This window comes from Streptomyces sp. 8N114 (assembly GCF_052245835.1).
Lineage (GTDB): Bacteria > Actinomycetota > Actinomycetes > Streptomycetales > Streptomycetaceae > Streptomyces.
Genome location: NZ_JBQQBT010000001.1, coordinates 773,980 through 795,915, shown reverse-complemented (window position 1 = coordinate 795,915; position 21,936 = coordinate 773,980). Strand labels below are relative to the sequence as shown.

Here is a 21,936-nt window from a genome sequence, read left to right as displayed (position 1 = left end):
TAAAACTAGAGGTCCTAGGAAGAAAGCTATTTATCCTAGGCAGAGTGGGCCCCGTCGCCCGTGACAGATCGCAATTCACTCACTAGGGTTCGTGAATATGAATATGCACACTGTGGTGGTCGGAAGCTCGGGCACCAGCCCCGAGGAGGTCATCGCCGTCGCCCGGGACGGTGCCCGCATCGAGCTGCACCAGGAGGCGCTGGAGGCGCTGCGTACCGCTCGCCGCTTCATCGACGACCTCGCTGCCAAGCCCGACCCCGTCTACGGCGTCTCCACCGGCTTCGGCGCCCTTGCCGTCCGCCACATCGGCCCTGACCTGCGCGCTCAGCTCCAGCGCAACATCGTCCGCTCGCACGCCGCCGGCATGGGCCCGCGGGTGGAGCGCGAGGTGGTGCGCGCACTGATGTTCCTGCGGCTGAAGACCCTCGCCTCCGGCCGCACCGGAGTACGCCCCGAGGTCGCCCAGGCCATGGCGGACCTGCTGAACGCGGGCATCACTCCTGTCGTGCACGAGTACGGATCCCTCGGCTGCTCCGGCGACCTCGCCCCGCTCTCGCACTGCGCCCTCACGCTGATGGGCGAGGGCGAGGCGGAGGGCCCCGACGGCGTGCTGCGGCCGACCGGCGAACTGCTCGCCGAGCACGGCCTCACCCCCGTGGAACTGCGCGAGAAGGAGGGGCTGGCCCTCCTCAACGGCACCGACGGCATGCTCGGCATGCTGCTGATGGCCTGCGCCGACCTCGCGCGCCTGTTCACCTCGGCCGACATCTCCGCGGCCCTGTCGCTGGAGGCGCTGCTGGGCACGGACCGGGTGCTCGCGCCCGAGCTGCACGCCATCCGGCCGCACCCGGGCCAGGCCGCCAGCGCCGCCAACATGCTCAAGGTGCTGGCCGGTTCAGGGCTGACCGGGCACCACCAGGACGACGCGCCACGGGTGCAGGACGCCTACTCCGTACGGTGCGCTCCGCAGGTCGCCGGCGCGGGCCGGGACACCCTGGCGCACGCCCGTACGGTCGCCGAACGGGAGCTGGCCTCGGCCGTGGACAACCCCGTCGTGCTGCCCGACGGGCGGGTGGAGTCCAACGGCAACTTCCACGGCGCGCCGGTCGCCTACGTTCTCGACTTCCTCGCCGTCGCCGCCGCCGACCTCGCCTCCATCGCGGAGCGGCGTACGGACCGGCTGCTCGACAAGAACCGCTCGCACGGTCTGCCGCCGTTCCTCGCCCACGACGCCGGGGTCGACTCGGGGCTGATGATCGCCCAGTACACGCAGGCGGCGCTGGTCAGCGAGCTGAAGCGGCTGGCGGTACCCGCGTCGGTGGACTCGATCCCCTCCTCCGCGATGCAGGAGGACCATGTGTCCATGGGCTGGTCCGCGGCGCGGAAACTGCGTACGGCCGTGGACGGACTGGCCCGGGTGATCGCCGTCGAGGTGTACGCGGCCACGCGGGCCATCGAGCTCCGCTCCGGGACGGCCGGGCTGGTTCCGGGAGCTGCCGCCCAGGCCGTGGTGGCCGCGCTGCGGAAGACCGGGGCCGAGGGGCCCGGTGGGGACCGGTACCTCGCGCCGGATTTGGCGGCCACTGAGGGATTTGTCCGGTCTGGTGCGCTGGTGGCCGCCGCGGAGTCGGCCACCGGGCCGCTGGCCTAGACCGTCGCAGCGGGACTACTCCGCGCCCTGGCCATGTTCCAACCGCGTCACAGTGTTGCTGTGATGGGTGGGATGGTCAGGTTTTTCGGGGGTAGCGTTGGCTGTGGGCACGAACCAAAGGGCGAACAGTACGCCGCCGGCCGCCGCAGCGGTGGCCAGGGGGCGGCGGTGGACTGACAGCTTCGAGGGTCCGGCCTCGGACACGAAACGCCCTCCAGGTATGTGGGTGCGACGTACAGCTCGGGGGATCAGTGTGAACTGACCGTACGCGGGCCGATGTTACTGAGTGGCGGAGGCGAGGGGGAAGGCATACTTCCGCTTTTCCTGGGAACCGGAAGGGTTCGCAAACCAGGCGGATAGGTGTCCTGGACCACAGTTTTACAGAAAGTGGAACCGGTCATAGTCCCTCGTGCGTTCCTGTGCATGGAGCTGGAGCGCACATGTCCGATTTCGGGCGCTGTGGGGGCTGCGCAGCTTTACCGGGGAGACATGGGGTTCTGAAGGCAGATGGAGAAGCCAGTGATGACGGTGGGGAAGCACCGCAAGGGTCTCGCGGTCACGGCCGCGCTGCTCGGTGGGGTGCTCACGCTGAGCGCCTGCAGCGGCGGTGACGATGGCGGCGACACCGAGAAGTCGGCCGCGAAGAACGACATATCCAATGCTGAGAAGGACACCTCGGCCGCCCGAATAAAGATCCCCGCGAAGGACGGCGAGGACAACGCCAGCATCAACAACGGCGCCAATGTCTCCGTCAAGGGCGGCAAGCTCACCAAAGTGAGCCTCAAGGCGACCCAGAGCGGCACCACCGTCGAGGGCACCCTCTCCTCCGACGGCAAGAGCTGGAAGCCCAAGCAGCAGCTCGAGCGCGCCACCAAGTACGAGATCAGCGCGACGGCCAAGGACGGCGACGGACGCAAGGCTGTGGAGAACCACACCTTCACCACTGTCGCGCCCGAGCACAGCTTCATCGGCACCTACGCCGGTGAGGACGGCTCCACGGTCGGCGTCGGCATGCCGGTGTCCATCACCTTCGACAAGCAGATCCAGAACAAGAAGGCCGTCGAGTCCGCAATCAAGGTCAACTCGACCAGCGGCCAGGAGGTCGTCGGCCACTGGTTCGGCAACGACCGGCTCGACTTCCGTCCGCAGGAGTACTGGAAGCCCAACTCCAAGGTCACCCTCGACCTCAAGCTCGACGGAGTGGAAGCGGGCAACGGCAACGTCGGCGTCCAGGACAAGAAGGTCACCTTCAACATCGGCCGCAAGCAGGTCAGCACGGTCGACGTGAAGTCGCACAAGATGAAGGTCGAGCGCGACGGCAAGGTCCTCAAGACCATCCCGATCTCCGCCGGAAGCGCCGCGAACCCGACGTACAACGGCCAGATGGTGATCTCCGAGAAGCACAAGGAGACCCGGATGGACGGCAACACGGTCGGGTTCGGCCGTAAGGGCGCCGAGGGTTACGACATCAAGGACGTCCCGCATGCCATGCGGCTGTCCACCTCCGGCACCTTCATCCACGGCAACTACTGGGGCGCCCCCTTCGGCTCCGGCAACACCAGCCACGGCTGTGTCGGTCTGAAGGACAACCGTGGCGCGGGCAGCACCTCCACGGACGGCGGCTGGTTCTACGAGAACTCGATGATCGGCGACCTCGTGGTGGTCAAGGGCTCGCCCGACAAGACGATCCAGCCCGAGAACGGCCTCAACGGCTGGAACATGAGCTGGTCGGAGTGGAAGGCCGGCTCCGCGCTCTGAGTCAGGGCCGCTGAGCAACTGAACGCCTCACCATGACTGTGGGCCCCGCCGAGTGCGGGGCCCACAGTCATGTGCGATGCGGAACGGCACTACTCCAGTCCCAGCAGCTTGGGATCGGTGGCCAGTTCGCGCAGCGCCCCGCCGGGGTCGGCCACCAGGCGCCGGGCGCTCAGATCCATGATCCCGCCCAAGCCGGTCAGTTCGGCGGCCAGTGTGCCGTCCGTCTTACAGATGAGCTGGCGCACCCCGAAGACCTTGCGATCGCTCCACTCGAAGGCGCAGCTGACCGTCACCTCGTCCCCGGCCCGCAACTCGGCCTTGTAGCGCAGGGTCTGCTCCAGGGTGACCGGGCCGATGCCCGAGGCGACCAGAGCGGTCTGCTCGATACCGGCCGCCTTCAGCAGCGACCAGCGCGCATGCTCCCCGTACTGGAGGTACACGGCCTGATTCAGATGCCCCTGGGTGTCCGTCTCGTAGCCCCGCACCGTCACCGGAACGGTGAACGGCTCGCTGTCCAAACGTGCGTCTGACACGGTGCTCCTTCATCTCGCGGCACCCTCCGTGGGGCCCGCCATTGCCTGCGGCGTCATCGCCCCTGCCGCCCGGCGCGGCGGCACTGGTCACGCTACACAGCAATCCGTACCGGTGTTCGACGGATTTCCCGATGGCGGGCAGCCGCAGGTGGACGCGCCTCGAAGTGGCGCGGGGCACGACTAGCCCGCCGGGCGGTCGATCACGTACCGCCATATGCCGTCGGAGCCCCGCCGTGCGACATCGGTGGCCGTGCCCTGGATGTGCAGCGGTTGCCCGTCCGGGGCCGTGCCATCGATCTCCCAGTCGACGACGAGCAGTGCCGTGTCGTCCGCCGTATAGATGTGCCGCGGCCGGACGGTGATCGGCAGGCCGAGTGCGAGGAACTCCTCGTTGGCACGGGCGATGCTCTCGGGCGAGTCGGCCACGCTGCCGTCCGGAGAGACGAAGACGGCGCCGGGCGCGTACATCTCGGCCACCGCCTGTGGCTGCCCGGTGTTGAAGCGCTCGGCGAAGACGGCCGGGACCTCGGCCGCCTCGCGGGCAAGGGGGAGAGGGGCTGCGCCGGTTGCTTCGGCCATGCTGTTTTTGCTGCTCACAGTGGGGTTCCCCTTCGGCTCGAACGGCGCCGTAGGCTCGGCGCGTACGGACGCTCCCGACGTTAGGACCCGCTGACGTGGCTCACCGAACGGTCAGTTGCGGCCACCGCGATTCCCAGCCCGGCCTGCCCGACGATCCGCGGGCCAGGACGGCCGCGCCCATGCCGTCCTGCCCGGTCGAGATCACGCTGCATGCGTTGCGTGGTCGCTGGACGACGCTGGTCGTTCGCGAACTGCTGCGCGGTGGCTCACATACGTTCAGCGAGCTCGGCGCGGTGTTGCCTGACCTCTCCGACAAGGTGCTGGCCGACCGGCTTCGGCAGCTTGTCGATGTCGGTGTCGTACGGCGTGAGCGTTTGCCGGGCTGGCCCACCACGGTTCGGTATCGCCTCACCGAGCGCGGGCGGGCCCTGGGGCCCGTCCTCCAGTCCCTGTGGGACTGGGGCGCCTCCAACGCCTGAGGGCCCAGAGTTGGGACCCTCCCTCTGTTGGAGGGCTCCCGCCCCCCAACACGACCTGTCGGCGGCAGTCGAAAACGCAAGGGGGCATGCCTTCGGCAGGAAGATGCCGGTATGTCATCTTCCGTACGAGTTGACCACCGCTGGCTGGCCGGCGTCTGCACCGCGTTCGGGGCGCTCTCACTGGTCGTCGTCCACCCCGGCCTCCCCCTCGGCTGGGACGAACTCGTATATGCCAGCCGTTTCGCACCGTTCGGCCCCGAAACGCCGTTCAGTGCCCCGCGCACACGCGGCGTACCGGCGCTGATCGCACCTGTCGCGGCGGTCGGTGACTCCGTGGTGCTGTTGCGCTGCTATCTGACCGTGGTGGCGTCGCTGGCCCTGTATCTGGGGTATCTGCCGTGGCTGCGGGCGATCCGGCGTCGCCGAGTGGTTCCGGTTGCCGCCGCGCTGTACGGCAGCGTGTGGATCGCGCTGTTCTACGCGGGCGCCGCGATGCCCAACCACTATGTGGCGATGGGGCTGACCGGTGCCGTCGGCTGCCTCGTACGCGGCGCCGGGCCCGATGCGCCTCGGGCGCGTACGTACGTGGCGGCGGCAGTGGCGCTCGGTGTCGCCACGCTGATGCGGCCCAACGACACGGTGTGGCCCGCAGCGGTACTGCTGGCGGCGGCATTGTGTGCCCGTATCAAGGGGGAGTTGTCCGGGACCCGGGCCGTGCGGTCCGTGGTGGCCGTGACCGGCGGGGTGGTCCTCGGCGTGCTCCCCTGGGCCGTGGAAGCCCGGCTCCGCTTCGGCGGGGTACTGGAGCGGGTGCACGCGGCGGGGGAGATCCAGGGCGGGATGGGCCCGCGGCTCTCCCTCGGCACCCTGCGGCAGCACGCCGCAGCACTCGACGGGCCGCTGCTGTGCCGCCCCTGCGACGGTGCGACGGTCGAATGGTCGTCCGCGGGGTGGTGGCTGCTGATCCCGCCGCTGATCGCCCTGGGCGTCCATGCGGCACGCAGGGACGGCCGTACGGCGCTCGCAGTGCTGCCCACCCTCGCGGCTGCCGCCGTGGCCGTTCCGTACCTCTTCTTCATGGACTACGCGGCCCCGCGCTTCCTGTTGCCCAGCTATGCGCTGCTGGCGCCGGTGGCGGCGCTGGGGGTGGGCGGCGCCGTGCGGTGGGCGCGCCGGGCGCGGCGGCTGTGGGTACTCGCCCCGCTGGCGGGCGCCGTGGCGCTGCTGCATCTGGCGCTCCAGCTGCACCAGTTGGAGCTCCACTCCGGCATCCAGGCCGCGGCCCGCCAGGACTGGCAGCGCATGGAACGCGTGCTGCGCGCTCACGGCGTACGCCCGCCCTGCGTACTGGCGGGCAACAGCTCCACCATCCCCGTCGCGCACACCGCGGGCTGCCGGACCGCCCCCGCGGGCCGCCCGCACGCCTTGGTGCTCCGCCGGATCGCGCTCCCCGCCTGGGCGGCAGGGGCGGGCTGGCAGCTCCACCCCGTCCCCGGCACCTACAACCCGGGCTGGCACGTTGCCGTACCGCCCCGCAGGGTCACGCCCTGACCGCTGACAGCGGCTCCCGCCCCCGCGCCTGCCCGGACTCCGGGTGGGCTGTGAGCTTCTTGGGCCGCCGGCCGCGCTCCCGGCGGCAGGTGCCGGACCTTCCGCCACCCTCTGGTCGGCTCGCTCACCCTCAACGCGGAGTTCCTGGCCCTTCCCGACGAGGGTCAGCGCGTGGCGATCCACAACGCTGTCCCGGGCACTTCCTCGGAAGCCGCTCTGCGCCTGCTCGCGGACCTGGCGGCCGAGACCCCGGCGGTCGTACCCCCGGAAACGGAATCCGCCCCGCACGGGATGTGATCTCGCTGTCAGAGGGGCTCGGCACAATCGGCGGCGTGGCAAGGGATTTCCCGGGCGAAGGGATTCTCCCGGCCACTCACCGTTCCCGTCCCTCGTGGTGGAGGTCCCATGCCGTATCCGAAGCTTCCCGTTCCCGCGCCCGGCGAAGTGCTGGTCATCTGCGCCTGCTACGAGGAGGGCAGGGCGCAGTGGGACGAGGTTCTCCGTGCCCTCGGCGGGCGGCGGGAGGGGGACACGGTCGCCCTGGGGGACGGCGGGGTGCGGCTCCGCCTCGCGGAGAACCCGCGATGGGACTTCCTCCACGGTGGGAACTTCCCCGCGCTCGTCGGGGAGGGCAGCGCGGCGCCGCTCGCCGTGATCGTGGACATCTCCGCCGTTTACGGGAGCCCTGATGTGCTGCTGGTGGACCTGCGGGACATCCCCGGGCGCGGAGTCCGGGTCCCGGCGATGGCGCTCGGCCACGTTCTGACGGAACTGCTGGGCGGCTCCCTCCACTTCGACGATCTCGTACGCGGGATGGACCGGTTCGGTGTCTATCAGGGCGCCAACGACGCTCCGGCGGTCCCCACGCCGACGACGGTGGTCCGCACCGGGTTCCCTCGGCTCCCGGCCTGCGACGTGACGCTGCTGGTCCGCACGGACTTCAGTGACGACCGGGGCTGGCGTGCGCTGCTGGCCGCACTGGGCGAGTCGGACGGCGACGGTCAGCTGCCCATGGGTGAGGAGTTCTCCGATGTGGACATGTGCGCCCTTGTCGTCGACGACCGCCGGTTCGCACACCTCCAGCCGGGGCAGGTCCCCGCACTGGTGCCGCCCGCCGAGCACACCACCATGGTCGCGCTCGCGGACGCCGCGACCATGGCGGACCCGGCTCACCCGCTGTTCGTGGTGGACCTGTACGACACCCCGGGCCAGGCCACCCGCATCCCCTTGGCCGAGGCCGGGTTGATGGCCGTCAACCTGGAGCTGGCCAATGTGGACTTCGGCGACTTCGTGTAGATGGACGCCGACTTCGTGGAGGCGGGCGGCGTACGGCAGCGCGCACCACCCGGTCAGGAGTCCCAGATCTTGCGGTAAGCCTGGCGGTAGCCCTCGGAGTCCCAGGACAGGGCGCCGCCGGTGTTGTCAGCGGTGGAGATGTGGACGGGAGCGACGTATCCGCTGGCCGGCCGGTCGGAGAAGGCGCGGTTGAACTCGTCGATGATCTGCCAGCCCTGTTCGGAGAGCGGTTCGGGCACGGTGGCGGTCTGGAACTGCTTGCCGTTGACGCGCTGGAAGGCCGACGGGTCCCCGTCACCGGCGCCGATGTTGAACGGGGCGCCCGCGCCCTTCTTGCCCGCGGCGCGGAGGGCGGGGGCGGCGTGGCGGAAGTACAGGTCGTTGATGGCGATGGAGTAGGTCCACTTGTCCCCGAAGCGCTTGAGCAGGGAGGAGACCTCCTTGTTGGAGCGGCTGTTGGCTTCGGGGATGGGGAGGTTCTCGGTCTTCAGCAGCTTGACGTCGGAGCAGGTGGCGAGTCGCTTCTTGATCAGATCCGACTTGCGCTTGGCGAAGGGAATCGTGGGGTCGGTGAACACGACCACGCCCGCCCGGCCGTTGGACCGGGCGATGGTCCAGTCGGCGCTGATCTTCGCGACGTCCCCGAGGCTGGAGGTGACGTTGGTGAAGAGCTTCGGCTTCTTGGCGGGACCGGGGGAGGGGGTGACGTGCCAGCCGATCAGCGGGATGCCGGCCTTGTTCGCCTCCTCGACCTCCTTGCGGGCCACCTTGAAGTCGAAGCTGCCGAGGACGATGCCGTCCGGCTTGAGGGCGAGGGCCTCCTTGAACGCGGCCCGGACGCCGTCCGGGGTGCCCTTGCCGTTGATCGTCCGGGCGCGCCATCCGACGACCTTGGCGGCCTCCTGCACGCCTTGGGCCACACCGGCGACGCCGGGGTTGGACAGGGTCTGGGCGATGTAGACGATGGACTTGCCGTGGACGGCCTTGGGGCCGGTGGTGGGTCCGGTCCAGGGGGCGTCGACGTCTTGGGCCTTCTTCACGGCCTGCTTGGCTCTGCTGAGCGCTGCGGGGCACCCCGGCTTGGCGGGGCCGTTGTTGCTGTGGGATGCGGTGGTGTCGGATTCGCAGCCGGCTGCGGAGACCACGGTCAGGAGTGCGGCGGCTGTCACGACCGCCTTGCGGGTGGGATGCACGGTTCTCCTCACAAGGCAAGAGAGGTTACGGACGGCTTGGGCCGGGGCCAAGGGGAGACACAGAGTACGGGTGGAGCCGGCTCGGTAGGACCGGGGGCGTTCCCCGCGAACGAAGTGGTGAACGAAAAGCCTACAAACAGCGCAGACTTCGTGTCCTGGATCAAGACATGTCTTGCATGTACGCGCGCAAACGGTAGTGTTCACCGCCCCCGGATATGTGGCGCGATCTTTTCGCTCGCATTCGGTGTGAGTTCGGCGTGAGTTATGAGAGCGTCACGCTCCCCCGGTCGTCGGTGGTTCGGTAACAACGACACCTCGGTCACCGCTGAAGTACATGGAAGGAGGCCAGGGGCGTCAGTGGACACAGTGGACCCACCGCGCGAAAGCGATCCGGCTCGGCATGCTGCGCGGAAACCGCGGTTTCGGCGGAGGGCTGGAGCCTTCCTCGACCGATGGCCGTTCCGGCGGAAACTCAACGTTCTGGTGATCGTGCCCGTCGTGGCTGTCGGCGTGCTCCTGGGCGTCAGCGTCAGCAGCCAGGTGGGGCAGGCCCAGGACGCCGGCCGGATCGCGGAGTTGGTGCGTGACAGCAAGCAGGTCACGCGGCTGATCAACTCCGTGCAGGCCGAACAGCGGCAGGCGCTCCTGCTGTCCGTGCGGCACGAGGACACCAAGCCCGGTGCAGCGCTGCCCTCGACCACCGGTTACCGCCAGGCGCAGCTGGCCACCGACAAGCAGGTCACCGCCGTTCGTTCGGCCTTCGGTTCGCACCTGCCGAAGGAGGAGACGCAGGCACTCGAGTACATCGAGAGCCTCGCCGTGCTGCGCGACAAGGTCGAACGGGGCTCGGTCCCCGCGGCCGGAATCAGTCCCGCGTACGCCGCCGCGGTCACCTACCTGATCGACGGTGTCGGGCTCGACCGGTTCTCCGGCACCGAGACCTCCTCGGTCACCGGCCTGCTCGATACGGTGCTGCGCGCCGACGCCGCTCACGCGGCGTTCGAGAGCGGGGTGTTCTCCGCACAGACCCAGGACGCCAACGCCCTCACCGAGTACACCCGCGCGGTCGGTGCCCATGAGATCTACACGTACCAGGAGGAACGGTTCGGCAGGATCGCGACCCCCAAGCAGGTCCTGGCCCTGAGCGGCATCGAGCGCAATGCCGAGGAGAACGGCGTCGACGCCCAGTTCGAGGAGCTCCGGATCGACCCGAGCTCCCTCCAGGGCCAGTCGCCGCAAGCGCTGCGCAAGGCGATGGCCGCCGGAACGCGGCAGGCCGAGGCCCGCAACGCCATCACCGGGTCGCTGATCGAGCAGATCGCCGCCCGGGCCGACCAACTCTCCGAGAGCGCCCTGGACAGGGCCCTGGCCCTGCTCGGTCTCGCGCTGCTCGGTTTCGCCTCCTGGCTGACCTTCTCCGTCCTGGTCCGGCGCTCGGTCGTACGGCCGCTGACGGCTCTGACCGGCGCGGCGCAGCAGGTGGTCGACGTGGCGGGCGAGGAGCTCGCCCGGGTCGGGGAGGACGAGTCGGAGGACAGCACTCCGCTGCAGCCGCGGCCGATCCCCGTCCCGGTCCGCGACGAGGTCGGCAATCTGGCCGAGGCGTTCAACCAGGTCCAGGTCACCGCCGCGGCGCTGCTGGAACGGCAGGTGCTCAGCCGCCGCAACGTCGCCGAGATGTTCGGCAACGTCGGACGCCGCGTCAGCAACCTCACATCGAGTCAGCTCATGCTGATCGATGCCGTCGAACGCGAGGAGACCGACCCCGAGGTCCTGGAGCGGCTCTACCGCATCGACCACATCGCCGTACGCCTCCAGCGCAACGCCGACAGCCTGATGCTGCTCGCCGGCATCAGGGAGACCGAGATGGAGGCCCGGCCGACGACCCTGGCCAACGTCCTGAGGGCGGGGCTCGGCCAGATCCAGGCGTACCAGCGGGTGTCCCTGCGGGCCGAGGCGGACGTCACCGTCGCGCCCGACATCATCGGCGACCTGACGCTGATGCTCGCCGAACTGCTGGAGAACGCGGTCACGTTCTCCCCGTCCCACACGCCCGTCGAGGTGGTCGTCCGGCCCGGTGCCGACGTCACCTCGGACGGCGGTGCGCTGATCGAGGTCATCGACCACGGCCTCGGCATGAGTGCGGAACGCCTCGCGGAGGAGAACGCCCGGCTGATCCGCAGGGAACGGCTCGACCTCGTACCGACCAAGGTGCTCGGCCTCTTCGTGGTCGGCAGCCTCGCCCGGCGCTGGGGCATCCGGGTCGCCCTGAGCCGGACGCCGGGCGGCGGGATCACCGGCACCGTCTGGATTCCCTCCGCGCTCCTGCTGACCTCGAAGCCCACCGACCTCACGCAGCAGCCGGCCCCGGCCGACAACGTGGCCGGACCGGTGCCGGAACGTGCGACGAGCTCCCCGCAGGAGCCCGCCGAGCCCTCCGCCGGACCCGCGCCCGTGCCGGTAGCCGTCAAGTCCGTGCCCGCACCGGCCCCCACCACCCAGCCCGAGCGGCGTCCGGCGGCCCCGTCACCGGACGGCGGTCTCCCCCGGCGCATCCCGGTCCGTACGAGTGCGGAGGAGACCGGCGCCGCCAAGGACGCGGAGCAGACCACCGCTGCCGACCAGCCGTCCGCCGCACAGGCCCCCAGGCCGCTGCGACGGCGGGTACGAGGAGCGACACTCCCCATGACCACACCACCGGCCGACCGGGGTATCCCGGCCGTGCGCCAACCCGTCGACGCCGACGCGGTCCGTTCGGAACTCGACGAGTTCGAGGCGGCCGTGCGCAGGGCGGAGCAGGACGGTGCCGCTGCCCCGGCGGAGCCGGCATCGCCGCAACACCAGCAACTTCCGAAGGAGCCGGGCAGTGAGCACGCCGACAGGTAACAGCAGTTCCGAGCGGGCAGAAACCACCGACCTGCGAGCCGCCGTGGCCGACTTCACCTGGCTGCTCGACCGGTTCGCCACCGAGACCGCAGGCGTCGTCGACGCCATCGCGGTGTCCTCCGACGGCCTGCTGATCGCCGTCTCCCAGCCGCGCGAGCAGGAAGCCTCCGAGCGGCTCGCCGCGATCGTCTCGGGCATCACGAGCCTGGCCGCGGGCGCCTCCGGCAACTACGGTCTCGGCGGCCTCAACAAGGTCATCATCGACCTGGAGGGCGGCCACGTACTGGTGTCGGCCATCGGCTGCGGTGCCGTGCTCGGCGTGGTGACCTCCAAGGAGGCGAAGCTGGGCAACATCGCCTACGAGATGACCCTCTTCGCCAACCGGGCCGGTTCGGCGCTCACCCCGCAGCTGGTGCTGGAGCTCAAGAAGAGCGCCGGCGCAGCCCCGGCCGGCTGATCCGTCCGGCTTGGTCGAGGCACGGCGCGGAGGCAGGGGTGCAGGCACTCAGGAGGGATCGTGATGGCCGCCGGTGAACCAGTACCGCACGAGGGTGCGGGCAGTGCGTGGGACTCGCCGGAGCCGGTGGGCCGCGCTCCCGCGATCCGGCCGTTCCTGCTGACCGCCGGCCGGGTCGCCGGGAGCGGCGCACCGCTCCCGGTCGAGACCCAGATCGTGGCGACGTCGACCGGGCTCTCGGCCCTGGACTCGCTCACCTTCGAACATCACGACATCGTCGCCGCCTGCCGACGGCCCCAGTCGGTGGCGGAGCTGGCCGCCCGGCTGCGGCTGCACCTCAACGTGGTCCGAGTGCTGGCCGACGACCTGCGCGCCGCCGGACATCTGGCGGTGCATGTGCCGAACGCCAGGACCGCCCAGGACATCTCCGTACTGCGAAGGGTTATCGATGGTCTCCGTGCCGTCCCCGACTCACGGGGCTCACTCCGCGACAGCAGCTGAACAGCCGCCGCTGCCGGTCAAACTGGTCATCGCCGGTGGCTTCGGGGTCGGCAAGACGACGGCCGTGGGCGCGATCTCCGAAATCCGGCCGCTGACCACCGAGGCCGCGATCACGGAGGTCGCGGCGGGCGTGGACGATCTCACGCACACTCCCGGCAAGACCACCACCACGGTCGCCATGGACTTCGGCTGCATCACTATCTCCCCGACCTTGAAGCTCTACCTGTTCGGCACTCCGGGCCAGGACCGGTTCGGCTTCATGTGGGACGACGTGACCGAGGGCGCCCTCGGTGGACTGGTGATCGTGGACACCCGCCGGCTGGACGACTGTTACGCGGCGGTGGACTACTTCGAGCACAAGGACATCCCCTTCGCCGTCGCCGTCAATGCGTTCGACGGGGAGATCCAGCACGACCTCGACCAGGTGCGCTGGGCGCTGGATGTCTCCGAGCACGTTCCGCTGGTTGTTTTCGACGCTCGGGAGACAGGGTCGGTCCGCGATGCCCTGCTGGTGGTATTGCAAGTCGCCCTCGCTCGCGCGGAGAACGGGGAGTGAGCTGACTCCCGCTGTTCCGGTGAGGGGGTGCCCCTGTCGGTTGCTTGCGGGCTGCGGGCTGCGGGCTGCGGGTGTGTCTGTGGCTGGTCGCGCAGTTCCCCGCGCCCCTTCGGGGCGCAGCCCACCATGCCGGACACGCAAGATCCGCCGGAACCTCACGGCCGCAGCCGGATCGTGAAGTGGGCGCCGCCTTCCGGGGCGTGGGCGGCGGTGATCGTGCCGCCGAGCTTGTCGACGAGCTGTGCCGCGAGGGCGAGACCGAGCCCCGTACCGACCGGTCGGTTGTCCCGGTAGCGGCGGTGGAGTCTGCCACGCTCGAAGGCGACCCGGAGGTCTTCGTCCGTAAGACCGGGACCGCCGTCGCGTACCGAGAGCAGCACCTGCCCGCAGGAACCGGAGGCAGCGTCGGCTTCCGCGGCGAGCGCGACCACCAGCGGTGCGTGTGGCGCGACTCGGCCCGCGTTCTCCATCAGGATGTCCAGCACCTGCCGCAGCCGTACCGGGTCGGTGTGCACCCGCACGGAATGCGGCGGCAGCTCGGTGCGCAGCTCGGCGCCGTTGCCTTCCAGGGACGGACGCCAGGCGGTCACCGCCGCTGCGGCCAGCGCGGTGACATCGACCTCCTCCTGTTCGACGGCGAAGTCGTCCGCCTGGAGGCGGGCGAGTGCGAGGAGATCGGTGACGAGCCGGTCGAGGCGTTTCGCCTCGGTCAGCACGGTGTGCCCGGCGTCCTGCGCGGTGTCCGCGTCCGTGGACAGCACGCCGTCGGCGAGGGCTTCGGCGTAGCCGCGTATGGTCGTCAGCGGGGTACGCAGTTCGTGGGAGACGGACATCAGGAAGTCCTTCTGGCGCCGCTCACTGACCTCCAGCGCGGTGGCCAACTCGTTGAGGGCGCTGGAGAGTTCGCGCACCTCCCCGGGCTGATTCAACGGCATGCGGCAGCTGCGGTCGCCCTGCCGTATGCGGTCCGCCGTCCGTGCTGCCTGCCGCAGCGGCCGGGACAGCCGCCTGGCCAGGAGTACGCCTGCGAGGGTGCCCGCGGATGCGCCGACGGCCAGCGCGAGCGCCAGCCGCAGCCCGACCGTCTCCCCGCGGGCTTCGGAAACCTGCTGCATCAGCACGACGCCGCCGGCTCTTCCGACCGGCCGGGCCTCGAAGAGCACCTCTTCGCCGTTCCGGGTGACGCGGCTGTGGACCGGCTTCCCTTGGCCGAGCCGGCGCATCGCGGATCCGGGGACCCAGCCGCGGTCGGGGGTGTGTGCGCGTACGAGGGAGATACGGATGCCGTTGCTGCGCATCAGCCGCGCCATCTGCTGCACCTGCGCCGGACGGCCGCGGCGCGCGGCGAGCATGGTCGCTGCCACGTCCGCTTGTTCGCGCAGTGACTGCCGGGCGTGAGCGGTCGCGGCCTCACGTATGAGCGGCACCCCCACGGCCGCGGTGGCGAACACCGAGACGATCGCCACGAGCAGAGTGACGAGCACGGTACGGGACGTCATCCGCCCGGCGCGGCCGGACAGCGGCCACTTGGACAACCGGCCCGTGCCGGTGGCCGGTTCACTCCTCCACGCTGTATCCGACACCCCGCACCGTCCGAATCACCGCTGCTCCCCAGCCCAGCTTGGCCCGCAGCTGCGCGATGTGCACATCGACCGTCCGCGTCCCCACGTCGGAACGGTGACCCCACACCGCGGCCAGCAGATCGCTGCGCGTACAGACCCGTCCTGGCCGCTCCATCAGATGGGCGAGCAGATCGAACTCGGTGGCCGTCAGCTCCACGGGCCCGTCCCCCACAAAGACGCGGCGGCGCGGCATGTCGGCCTGCACCGGGCCGACGCAGCGTATCTGCTCGGCGACGATGCCCGAGGTGCGGCGCAGCACGGCACGCACCCGAGCCACCAGCTCCCGTGGGCTGAAGGGCTTGGTGACGTAGTCGTCGGCCCCCAGCTCCAGGCCGAGCAGCCGGTCCACCTCCTCGTCGCGCGCGGTGAGGAACAGCACCGGCGTCCAGTCCTGCCGGCCGCGCAGCCGCCGGCACACCTCGGTGCCCTCCATATCGGGCAGCATGATGTCGAGAATCAGCGCAACGGGGCGGTGTCGGCGCGCCGTCGCCAGCGCCGCCTCCCCGGTCGACTCGGTGATGACGGTGAAGCCGTCGCGTACCAGATACGTGCGGACCAGCTCGGCGATGGCCCGCTCGTCCTCGACGACCAGTACGAGACCGCGGTTGCGTCCGGTCAGTTGTCCCCTCCTCACCGGTATACGGCAGCTCACCCGGGCTCGGGCGCCTGCGGTATCTCCTCCCGGCACTCCTCACCCGTACACCCTTGCAGCCTGTCGAGCCGGCGGTCGAGGAACGTACGCGCCTTTGCGTAGTCGGGATCGTTGTGGCGTGAGGTCAACTCGTGTGGATCGGTGGCCAGGTCGTACAGCTCCCGGGCGCCCGTGACGTAGCGAATGTAGAGATAGCGGTCGGCCCGGATCGCCTCGTATGCCACGGACCGTGCCTTGCGGGGGCCCTTTCGGTTCTGTTTCCCCTGCGACGCAGCAGGGGGCGAGGCGTCGCCGTCCTGGTCGAGATCTCCGGCGCCCGCTGCCCGCCCCGCGGAGGTGTCGTCGTTCGGCGGCCCCGCAGCTGGGGGCTTGCCATGGCCGGGGCCGCTCGCCGGTGTGCGGCGGGCACCTTCCGCGATCTCCTGAAGCACCGGCCGGTCGCTGCGCTTGCGGGGGTCACGCCCGTACGGCAGCAGCGAACGGCCGTCGAGCGCGCGGTCCGGGTCGGCGCCGCCGATGTCCGTGATGGTGGCGGCCAGGTCCGCGTTGCTGGTCAGCTCCTTCGAGTGCTGCCCTGCGGCGATGCCGGGGCCGCGCAGCAGCATCGGTACCTGTCCCGATGCGCCGTGCGGGAGGAACTTTCCCGTGGGTACGCGGTGCTCGCCGAAGAAGAATCCGTTGTCAGCGGTGAACAGAACATAGGTGTTGTCCAGTTGGCCGGTGGACTTGAGCGTGCTCATCAGCTTCTCCACGGCCTCGTCCACGGCCAGCAGCGATTCCAGCCGCCCTCGGTAGCTCTCGGTGATGCGCTCGGTGGTCTCGCGGTCCAGCTTCGGGCGGCTCATCAGGAACCTTGGCTTGTCCCGCATGTCGGTCTCGTTGTACGCGGGGTTCTCGGGCAGCTTCTCGTCCGCGAACTCGCCCTTGTGGCGGGGCGCCGGACGCGGGGCTCCGTCGGCGTTCGGCTTGGACTTCTCGCTCAGCACCTTCTGGTTCTCCCCGTGCGGTGCGAGGAAAGCGAGGCTCAGGAAGAAGGGCTTGTCCTCTTCGGCCTTGCGCTTGATGAAGTCGACACCTTTGTCGCGGTACACATCGGTCTGATAGAGCTCCGGGTCCTCCTCGTCGGGCTTCCCGTACGTGCGCAGCTTGCCGTTCTCATTGAGCTTGTAGCCCCACATCTGGTACGTGGTCGGGTCCACCGAGCCGCGCCACTCGTCCCAGCCGGGCGGCACGTGTTTCGGGTCCTTCCTGCCATAGCCGTTGGGGTACTTGCCGATGTGCGAGGTGACATAGCCGGCCTTCTGCATCCACACCGGCAGCGTCTTCTTCTCGTCGAGCTTGTCGTAGCCGCCCTGCGGGGCGCTGTTGTGCCGTACGCCGTTGTTGTGTGCGAACTGCCCGCTCAGGTAGGTCGATCGCGAGGGACAGCACAGAGGTGTCGACGGGTGGTAGCGGTCGAAAGTCACGCCCTCGTCGCCCAGTAGGTTCCGGGTCCGGGACATGATTCTCATCGACTCGAGCCACTGGTCGTCGGTCATCACCATCAGCACGTTGGGCCGCTTCTTCTTCTCCTGCGGGTCGGCCTGTACGCCGACGCACCCGGTAGCGGAGGGCAGCAGCAGAAGAAGCAGACTCAGCACTTTCGCGGTGCTCGTGGACTTCATGGCGGCCAGCATCCGGAAGCAATGTTCGAGGAGTGTCAAGCCGGCGTACGAATGCGATCAGCTCTCGGCGGACCGGACGCAACTGGATCATCGCTTGCCAAAAGTGAAGGCCCCACGGTCAAACCTCTCGCAGAACCAAGGCGTTGGCACCGGCTGGCGTTACGTGTCGGACGGGCACGGTGCCGCCCAGTGTGCGGCGGCACCGTGCCCGTCACGAGATGAGGGACGGTGGGTCAGTCCTGGTACACCCGAGGCTCGAACACCGCAGGGCTGACGCCGGCGCCCGCGAAGTTGTCCTCGACGGCGGCCCGTTCACTGTCGTCGGGGTTGGGGTTGGTGCACTCGACCCCGGCGGAGGAGCCGGACATGAGGCTGCTGCACGGGCCTGGCTTCATGTCCGGGAGCCCCAGGATGTGGCCGAGTTCGTGCGCGGCTATGCGAGTGGTGTCGTACCCCTCGTCCACCGCCTGCCGCCCCATCCAGACGGTGCCGTTGCCCAGGCTGGTGGTCTGGGCACGCGGCCAGCCGTCGTCCGCGAGTATCTCGATGTTGGCCTCGTCGCCCGACGCGGCCGGTTTCAGCTGGACGTTCTTCACGCTGTCGTTCCAGACCGCCGCGCCCTTGTCGACCGCGTCGACGAACTCCGCGGCTCCCGAGGTGTCGTACGTCAAGACGACCGCGGCGGCGGGTGCTGGGGGCGCGGCTGTGGCGGACGCCTGGCTGACGGTCCAGGACAGCGCCACCACGAGCATGGTGATTAATGCCCGCGCTGCGTTTCTGAGTGTCACGGTGATCCTCCTGTGGGTGGGGGGGGTGGAATCATGCTCATGACATTCCGCACCAGCATCTGCCCCTTCCGCGCCCAAGCCAACCCCTCCGCGCGTGCTGCGATCAGGTGAGGAAGGCGTCAAGCAGGGTCAAAGACCGTGAACTTCGCACTCATCCGGCACCGCGTCAGCGAGTTCGTCGCTCCTGAGCGCAACGATCTCCATGCCGTAGCCCATGGCCGCACCCTGGTAGTTGCTCCTGGCACCCACGAGGCATGTCACCGAATGCCTCTGTCGAAGGGCTGAGCACCGCGCGACCGCCAAGGTGCGCGAGCACGGTCGATATACGGGGAATTCGGCGGCGGCTCGCTGCGGGAGCCGCGCTGCTCGCGGGGCGTACGGATGTGCAGGCTCCCCCGAGGCCGAATTGCGATTGCCGATCGAGATCAGGACCCGTCAGCCACACTTCTCTCCGGCCTTGTTGATGTCTGCCTTCGTCTTGCCCTCCTTCGGCTTCACGTCTTTGGCCTTCTTCTTCCCGTCGACGAATGCTTGCAGGTCTTCGGGGTCCCCATTTTCCACCATGACGTCAGCGCTGCAGTCAATCAACTTGTCCCACTTCTCCTCCGACATGCCGGTCTTACCGCCCAGAACCTTCTTGGTGTCCTTGTCCAGCGCCTTCGCTACAGCGGCCTTGTCGACACCGCTGTCGTCACTGCCACAGGCAGTCAGACTCAGAACCAGGGCAGCAGTGCCGCTCACAGCAAATATGACAGACCGGGCGGGCTTGTTCCGCATTCGTAAACTTCCTTCCGAGTTTTGCAACGTTGACCGTCATCAATTTCTGCGCGATTACTTGAGGGGGGAATCTGAGAGATTCCCCCCTGATGACGGCCGGTGATGGGGCGTCAACAGTGGCCAAAGGGTGGCCCGTTGTCAACTCGGGCATTCCGGTCCGCCCCGCAGGCATGACGCCCCTCGCGCTGATCGCCGCCGACCACGAGCACAAACACCGCCGAGACGGAGTGAACGTGCGGGTATGGCCGACCCGGCCGGACGACTGCTACGGATCGCGCCCACAACACCACCGGCCCGAGGTCCTACGCGAAGTGGAAGAGTGCGCCCTCACCCCGTCCAAAGCGACCGCGAGAATGAATTCGCGGACGTCGTCAAAAGCTGCGGTGCTGGACACTGAGGTTCGGGTCAAGTGGCAGTCTCGTCGTCCTCGGGGGGATTCGTCCAGAAGCCGAGCGGCATGCGAGTTCCTCCCGGCGCCCATGCCGGACTCCCGCGTCTGCATTGCTAGGATCCGGCGATGGGATGGAGCATGGAGATAGTCGCCGTTCGGGCAGATGAACTCGCTGATGCGGTTCCGGATGTGTTCGGCGAGACAGACCGCACGATGGGTTTCGAGGACGCGACCTCCGCAAGTCGGGGGTCGGAGTTGTGCGTGACGAAGAGCGGCGATTGGGTCGTCGTGATTGACGTCTGGCACAGGCTCTCAGGCCTCCCGGAGTTCTTGGCCGAGGCGTCGGCGTCGACAGATCTGTACCTTGTACGCGTCGACGACACACCAGCTGCGTTGCACTATCGCGATGGTCGTCAGGAGCTGGCGGCAGAGGGTTCCGACGCTTGCATGGAGCTCGCGTCCCGCGATTTTCGGGATGGAGAGACGCTTGCCCAGGTATTGCTGGGCAAGTACACCGGATTGAGCTTTGCCGATGACTCACTATGGAGTGCGAAGTTCACGGTCTTCGAGCTCTTTTGACCCACTCGCGGGGCTCGACCACATTGCCCGAATCGGGCTCGCCGTACAGGAGAGACTGTCCGCATGAGTGGGTTCATGCCGCGGGTCGACCGTGCCACCCGGGCGTTCTGGCGTATCCGGGGGCGGCCCGTCGATCTGGATGGGAAGCACCGGTGGCTGGATGCTCCCATGCACGACGCGCAGACGATCGGGGACGGATGGCTGCACGGGGCTGCGGCGGCGTACGGAGGCACCGTCCGGGAGGAGAGCGGCGCGGGGCTGCTGGCGGACATGGAGCAGCTGGACGGGCCGGGCTTCCGGACGGCCGAACTACAGCCGCGAATAAGGGAGTTCTACGAGCACACCTCCGACTGGCGGCTGGAGGTGTGGACCCAGTGGAGTCCGCTTTTCCAGCCCGGCGGCGCACTCGTGTCGCGGTTCTTCGGGCGCCGGGTGCAGCAACTCGCGCTGCCGATGCGACCGCTCGACGTCGCGCACGGCATGGACAGCAGGGTGGCCACCATCGTCGGGCCGGACGGGCGGCAGCGTGCGGCCGGCTGGCTGCGCAAGCTCCGCTCCACGGGCGAGTACGTCTACAGCGGATGCTATTCGGCGCGGCTGCTGCCGGGCGCCCGGCAGCCCAGCGTGCACGTGGCCTTTCCTCTGGAAGCGGGCAATGTGCAGGTCTTCCTGCGGCCGGCCGTAACGTCGGACGGCGCGCTGCAGCTGACCTCTCCAGCCGGGGAGTTCGGGGGCAACGGTGCCTATGTCGTGGTCGAGCATGCGGGCGGCATCCACGCCGCCCGCGTGCCCATCCACGAGACGTTCCGCGTCTATACCGACATCGAAGGGACGCTCCGCACGGACCACGTACTGCGCCTGTGGTCAGCGACCGCGCTCCGCCTCCACTACAAACTGCTCCCGACCGCCGCCTGAACGCGTCCGCACCGGCTCACCGCCGCAAGCTCACCGCCCCGGACGGGCGAGTCACTGCCCGTCAGTCGCCCGCCGGGGCGATGCCCACCGGGCAAGAGACGCCCGTGCCGCCGATGCCGCAGTAGCCGGCGGGGTTCTTGTCCAGGTACTGCTGGTGGTAGCCCTCGGCGGGGTAGAAGGGGCGGTCCTCGGCGGGGAGGATCTCCGTGGTGATGTCGCCGTGCCCGGAGGCGGTGAGGACCTGCTGGTAGGCGGTCCGGGACGCTTCGGCGGTGGCTGCCTGGGCGGGGGAGTGGGTGTAGACCGCGGAGCGGTACTGGGTGCCGGTGTCGTTGCCCTGGCGGAAGCCCTGGGTCGGGTCGTGGGCCTCCCAGAAGCGCTTGAGCAGAGCTTCGTAACCGACCTTCGACGGGTCGAACACGACGCGTACGGCCTCGGTGTGGCCGGTGAGGCCCGAGCAGACCTCCTCGTACGTCGGGTTCGGGGTGGAGCCGCCCTGGTAGCCGACGAGAGTCGTCCAGACACCGTGCGTCGTCCAGAAGACGCGCTCGGCGCCCCAGAAACAGCCCATGCCGAAGTCGGCGACCTCCAGGCCCTCCGGGTACGGGCCCTGGAGCGCCGTGCCGAGCACGGTGTGACGCTCGGGCACCGCGTACTCCGGCTCCGGGCGGCCCTTGAGGGCCTCCTCGGGAGTGGGGACGCGGTTCTTGAACCTGCCGAACATGTCGTTCTCCAGACGGACGGAGGTCGGATGCGGAGGGTCTGGAGGGAGGAGGGGGCCTCAGCCCTCCGCTTCAGCCCTTCCGCTTCGGGGGTGCCGAGGCCGCGGCCTCGGCGGGCGCGTCGGCGGGTGCGTCGTCATCCGCCGCGGTCTTCTCGGAGCTGCCGCCCGCCGAGGGCTGCTTGTCCGCGGGCGGCTCGTCCGCGGGCTGCTCCTCGAAGTCCACGCGCTTCATGTGCTTGTTCATCGACTTCATCAGCATCCACACGGCAGCGCCGATCAACGCGAAGACGATGAAGCCGAGCACACCGGGGGTCACCTTGTTCTCGTCCAGGTCCTTCGCCAGTGGGAGGACCTGGACGAGCGTTGTCTGCGTCGGGCTCATAC

Annotated in this window: 21 protein-coding genes and 1 pseudogene; 12 read left to right on the top strand and 10 right to left on the bottom strand. The window is 69.2% G+C overall.

Annotation, left to right across the window (positions count from 1 at the left end):
• The first annotated feature begins 97 nt into the window (after positions 1–97).
• Both hutH and ACTWQF_RS03585 read left to right on the top strand, forming a co-directional pair.
• Positions 98–1,651 (top strand): histidine ammonia-lyase, encoded by a 1,554-nt coding sequence (gene hutH / locus ACTWQF_RS03590; RefSeq protein WP_443276956.1) that lies wholly within the window; start codon positions 98–100, stop codon positions 1,649–1,651.
• A gap of 522 nt (positions 1,652–2,173) precedes the next feature.
• Entirely contained in the window at positions 2,174–3,409 is a 1,236-nt protein-coding gene (locus ACTWQF_RS03585) for a L,D-transpeptidase (protein WP_443276955.1), read from the top strand.
• An 89-nt stretch (positions 3,410–3,498) separates the two neighbouring features.
• Here ACTWQF_RS03585 and ACTWQF_RS03580 read toward each other — a convergent pair whose 3' ends face one another.
• A complete protein-coding gene (locus ACTWQF_RS03580) occupies positions 3,499–3,942 on the bottom strand; it encodes an acyl-CoA thioesterase (RefSeq protein WP_443276953.1) in 444 nt (147 codons plus the stop codon).
• Between the two features lie 180 nt (positions 3,943–4,122).
• Positions 4,123–4,521: a YybH family protein gene (locus ACTWQF_RS03575; RefSeq protein ID WP_443276952.1), complete on the bottom strand. Its 399-nt coding sequence runs from the start codon at positions 4,519–4,521 to the stop codon at positions 4,123–4,125.
• Positions 4,522–4,616: 95 nt separating this feature from the next.
• Between ACTWQF_RS03575 and ACTWQF_RS03570 the strand changes: the two genes are divergently transcribed.
• The 4 genes and pseudogenes from ACTWQF_RS03570 to ACTWQF_RS03555 all read left to right on the top strand — a co-directional run bounded on the left by ACTWQF_RS03570 (position 4,617) and on the right by ACTWQF_RS03555 (position 7,847).
• Entirely contained in the window at positions 4,617–5,000 is a 384-nt protein-coding gene (locus tag ACTWQF_RS03570) for a winged helix-turn-helix transcriptional regulator (protein WP_443276951.1), read from the top strand.
• A gap of 111 nt (positions 5,001–5,111) precedes the next feature.
• Positions 5,112–6,551: a hypothetical protein gene (locus ACTWQF_RS03565; RefSeq protein WP_443276949.1), complete on the top strand. Its 1,440-nt coding sequence runs from the start codon at positions 5,112–5,114 to the stop codon at positions 6,549–6,551.
• Between the two features lie 84 nt (positions 6,552–6,635).
• Positions 6,636–6,848: pseudogene (locus tag ACTWQF_RS03560) on the top strand (MmyB family transcriptional regulator); the annotation flags it as partial.
• Between the two features lie 108 nt (positions 6,849–6,956).
• Entirely contained in the window at positions 6,957–7,847 is an 891-nt protein-coding gene (locus tag ACTWQF_RS03555; RefSeq protein WP_443276948.1) for a DUF6924 domain-containing protein, read from the top strand.
• 53 nt (positions 7,848–7,900) lie between these two features.
• On the opposite strand, the gene ACTWQF_RS03550 is transcribed toward ACTWQF_RS03555, so the two are convergent.
• The gene (locus ACTWQF_RS03550; protein WP_443276946.1) at positions 7,901–9,040 is read right to left on the bottom strand and encodes a substrate-binding domain-containing protein; all 1,140 of its coding nucleotides are present in this window, start codon (positions 9,038–9,040) and stop codon (positions 7,901–7,903) included.
• A 483-nt stretch (positions 9,041–9,523) separates the two neighbouring features.
• On the opposite strand from ACTWQF_RS03550, the gene ACTWQF_RS03545 reads away from it, so the two are divergent.
• The 4 genes from ACTWQF_RS03545 (at position 9,524) to ACTWQF_RS03530 (ending at position 13,440) form a co-directional block, all read left to right on the top strand.
• Positions 9,524–11,926 carry an ATP-binding protein gene (locus tag ACTWQF_RS03545; protein WP_443276945.1) on the top strand — a complete coding sequence of 801 codons (2,403 nt, stop codon included), beginning with the start codon at positions 9,524–9,526 and terminating at the stop codon, positions 11,924–11,926.
• Entirely contained in the window at positions 11,907–12,383 is a 477-nt protein-coding gene (locus ACTWQF_RS03540; protein ID WP_443244034.1) for a roadblock/LC7 domain-containing protein, read from the top strand. Before ACTWQF_RS03545 ends, ACTWQF_RS03540 begins: the two co-directional genes overlap by 20 nt.
• 63 nt (positions 12,384–12,446) lie before the next feature.
• Positions 12,447–12,884, top strand: coding sequence for a DUF742 domain-containing protein (locus ACTWQF_RS03535; protein ID WP_443276944.1), 438 nt, complete (start codon positions 12,447–12,449; stop codon positions 12,882–12,884).
• Positions 12,832–13,440, top strand: a complete 609-nt coding sequence (locus ACTWQF_RS03530; protein ID WP_443276942.1) for a GTP-binding protein — start codon at positions 12,832–12,834, stop codon at positions 13,438–13,440. The genes ACTWQF_RS03535 and ACTWQF_RS03530 overlap by 53 nt, the downstream gene beginning before the upstream one ends.
• A 155-nt stretch (positions 13,441–13,595) precedes the next feature.
• Here the strand turns inward: ACTWQF_RS03530 and ACTWQF_RS03525 are convergent, their stop codons facing one another.
• The 5 genes from ACTWQF_RS03525 to ACTWQF_RS03505 all read right to left on the bottom strand — a co-directional run bounded on the left by ACTWQF_RS03525 (position 13,596) and on the right by ACTWQF_RS03505 (position 18,943).
• Positions 13,596–15,023, bottom strand: coding sequence for a HAMP domain-containing sensor histidine kinase (locus ACTWQF_RS03525; RefSeq protein ID WP_443276940.1), 1,428 nt, complete (start codon positions 15,021–15,023; stop codon positions 13,596–13,598).
• On the bottom strand, positions 14,998–15,696 hold the full coding sequence (locus ACTWQF_RS03520) for a response regulator transcription factor (protein ID WP_443276938.1): 699 nt from the start codon (positions 15,694–15,696) through the stop codon (positions 14,998–15,000). The genes ACTWQF_RS03525 and ACTWQF_RS03520 overlap by 26 nt, the downstream gene beginning before the upstream one ends.
• 14 nt (positions 15,697–15,710) lie before the next feature.
• A complete protein-coding gene (locus ACTWQF_RS03515; protein WP_443276936.1) occupies positions 15,711–17,378 on the bottom strand; it encodes a sulfatase family protein in 1,668 nt (555 codons plus the stop codon).
• Between the two features lie 233 nt (positions 17,379–17,611).
• The gene (locus ACTWQF_RS03510) at positions 17,612–18,130 is read right to left on the bottom strand and encodes a snapalysin family zinc-dependent metalloprotease (protein WP_443276935.1); all 519 of its coding nucleotides are present in this window, start codon (positions 18,128–18,130) and stop codon (positions 17,612–17,614) included.
• A 471-nt stretch (positions 18,131–18,601) separates the two neighbouring features.
• Positions 18,602–18,943: a hypothetical protein gene (locus ACTWQF_RS03505; RefSeq protein ID WP_443276934.1), complete on the bottom strand. Its 342-nt coding sequence runs from the start codon at positions 18,941–18,943 to the stop codon at positions 18,602–18,604.
• A gap of 529 nt (positions 18,944–19,472) precedes the next feature.
• Between ACTWQF_RS03505 and ACTWQF_RS03500 the strand changes: the two genes are divergently transcribed.
• Both ACTWQF_RS03500 and ACTWQF_RS03495 read left to right on the top strand, forming a co-directional pair.
• Positions 19,473–19,913, top strand: a complete 441-nt coding sequence (locus ACTWQF_RS03500) for a hypothetical protein (protein WP_443276933.1) — start codon at positions 19,473–19,475, stop codon at positions 19,911–19,913.
• A 63-nt stretch (positions 19,914–19,976) separates the two neighbouring features.
• Positions 19,977–20,828 carry a hypothetical protein gene (locus ACTWQF_RS03495; RefSeq protein WP_443276931.1) on the top strand — a complete coding sequence of 284 codons (852 nt, stop codon included), beginning with the start codon at positions 19,977–19,979 and terminating at the stop codon, positions 20,826–20,828.
• Between the two features lie 61 nt (positions 20,829–20,889).
• Here the strand turns inward: ACTWQF_RS03495 and msrA are convergent, their stop codons facing one another.
• Together msrA and ACTWQF_RS03485 are read right to left on the bottom strand one after the other, a co-directional pair.
• Positions 20,890–21,552: a peptide-methionine (S)-S-oxide reductase MsrA gene (gene msrA / locus ACTWQF_RS03490; RefSeq protein WP_443276929.1), complete on the bottom strand. Its 663-nt coding sequence runs from the start codon at positions 21,550–21,552 to the stop codon at positions 20,890–20,892.
• Between the two features lie 70 nt (positions 21,553–21,622).
• Positions 21,623–21,934 (bottom strand): hypothetical protein, encoded by a 312-nt coding sequence (locus tag ACTWQF_RS03485; protein WP_443276927.1) that lies wholly within the window; start codon positions 21,932–21,934, stop codon positions 21,623–21,625.
• Positions 21,935–21,936 lie beyond the last annotated feature (2 nt).

What these genes read in the sequence shown, in the direction of transcription:
- hutH (WP_443276956.1), top strand. Translation starts at nt 98, where the DNA reads ATGAATATGCACACTGTGGTGGTCGGAAGCTCGGGCACCAGCCCCGAG.
- ACTWQF_RS03585 (WP_443276955.1), top strand. Translation starts at nt 2,174, where the DNA reads ATGACGGTGGGGAAGCACCGCAAGGGTCTCGCGGTCACGGCCGCGCTG.
- ACTWQF_RS03575 (WP_443276952.1), bottom strand. Translation starts at nt 4,521, where the DNA reads ATGGCCGAAGCAACCGGCGCAGCCCCTCTCCCCCTTGCCCGCGAGGCG.
- ACTWQF_RS03565 (WP_443276949.1), top strand. Translation starts at nt 5,112, where the DNA reads ATGTCATCTTCCGTACGAGTTGACCACCGCTGGCTGGCCGGCGTCTGC.
- ACTWQF_RS03555 (WP_443276948.1), top strand. Translation starts at nt 6,957, where the DNA reads ATGCCGTATCCGAAGCTTCCCGTTCCCGCGCCCGGCGAAGTGCTGGTC.
- ACTWQF_RS03535 (WP_443276944.1), top strand. Translation starts at nt 12,447, where the DNA reads ATGGCCGCCGGTGAACCAGTACCGCACGAGGGTGCGGGCAGTGCGTGG.
- ACTWQF_RS03530 (WP_443276942.1), top strand. Translation starts at nt 12,832, where the DNA reads ATGGTCTCCGTGCCGTCCCCGACTCACGGGGCTCACTCCGCGACAGCA.
- ACTWQF_RS03515 (WP_443276936.1), bottom strand. Translation starts at nt 17,378, where the DNA reads ATGAAGTCCACGAGCACCGCGAAAGTGCTGAGTCTGCTTCTTCTGCTG.
- ACTWQF_RS03510 (WP_443276935.1), bottom strand. Translation starts at nt 18,130, where the DNA reads ATGCTCGTGGTGGCGCTGTCCTGGACCGTCAGCCAGGCGTCCGCCACA.
- ACTWQF_RS03505 (WP_443276934.1), bottom strand. Translation starts at nt 18,943, where the DNA reads ATGCGGAACAAGCCCGCCCGGTCTGTCATATTTGCTGTGAGCGGCACT.
- ACTWQF_RS03500 (WP_443276933.1), top strand. Translation starts at nt 19,473, where the DNA reads ATGGAGATAGTCGCCGTTCGGGCAGATGAACTCGCTGATGCGGTTCCG.
- ACTWQF_RS03495 (WP_443276931.1), top strand. Translation starts at nt 19,977, where the DNA reads ATGAGTGGGTTCATGCCGCGGGTCGACCGTGCCACCCGGGCGTTCTGG.
- msrA (WP_443276929.1), bottom strand. Translation starts at nt 21,552, where the DNA reads ATGTTCGGCAGGTTCAAGAACCGCGTCCCCACTCCCGAGGAGGCCCTC.
- ACTWQF_RS03485 (WP_443276927.1), bottom strand. Translation starts at nt 21,934, where the DNA reads ATGAGCCCGACGCAGACAACGCTCGTCCAGGTCCTCCCACTGGCGAAG.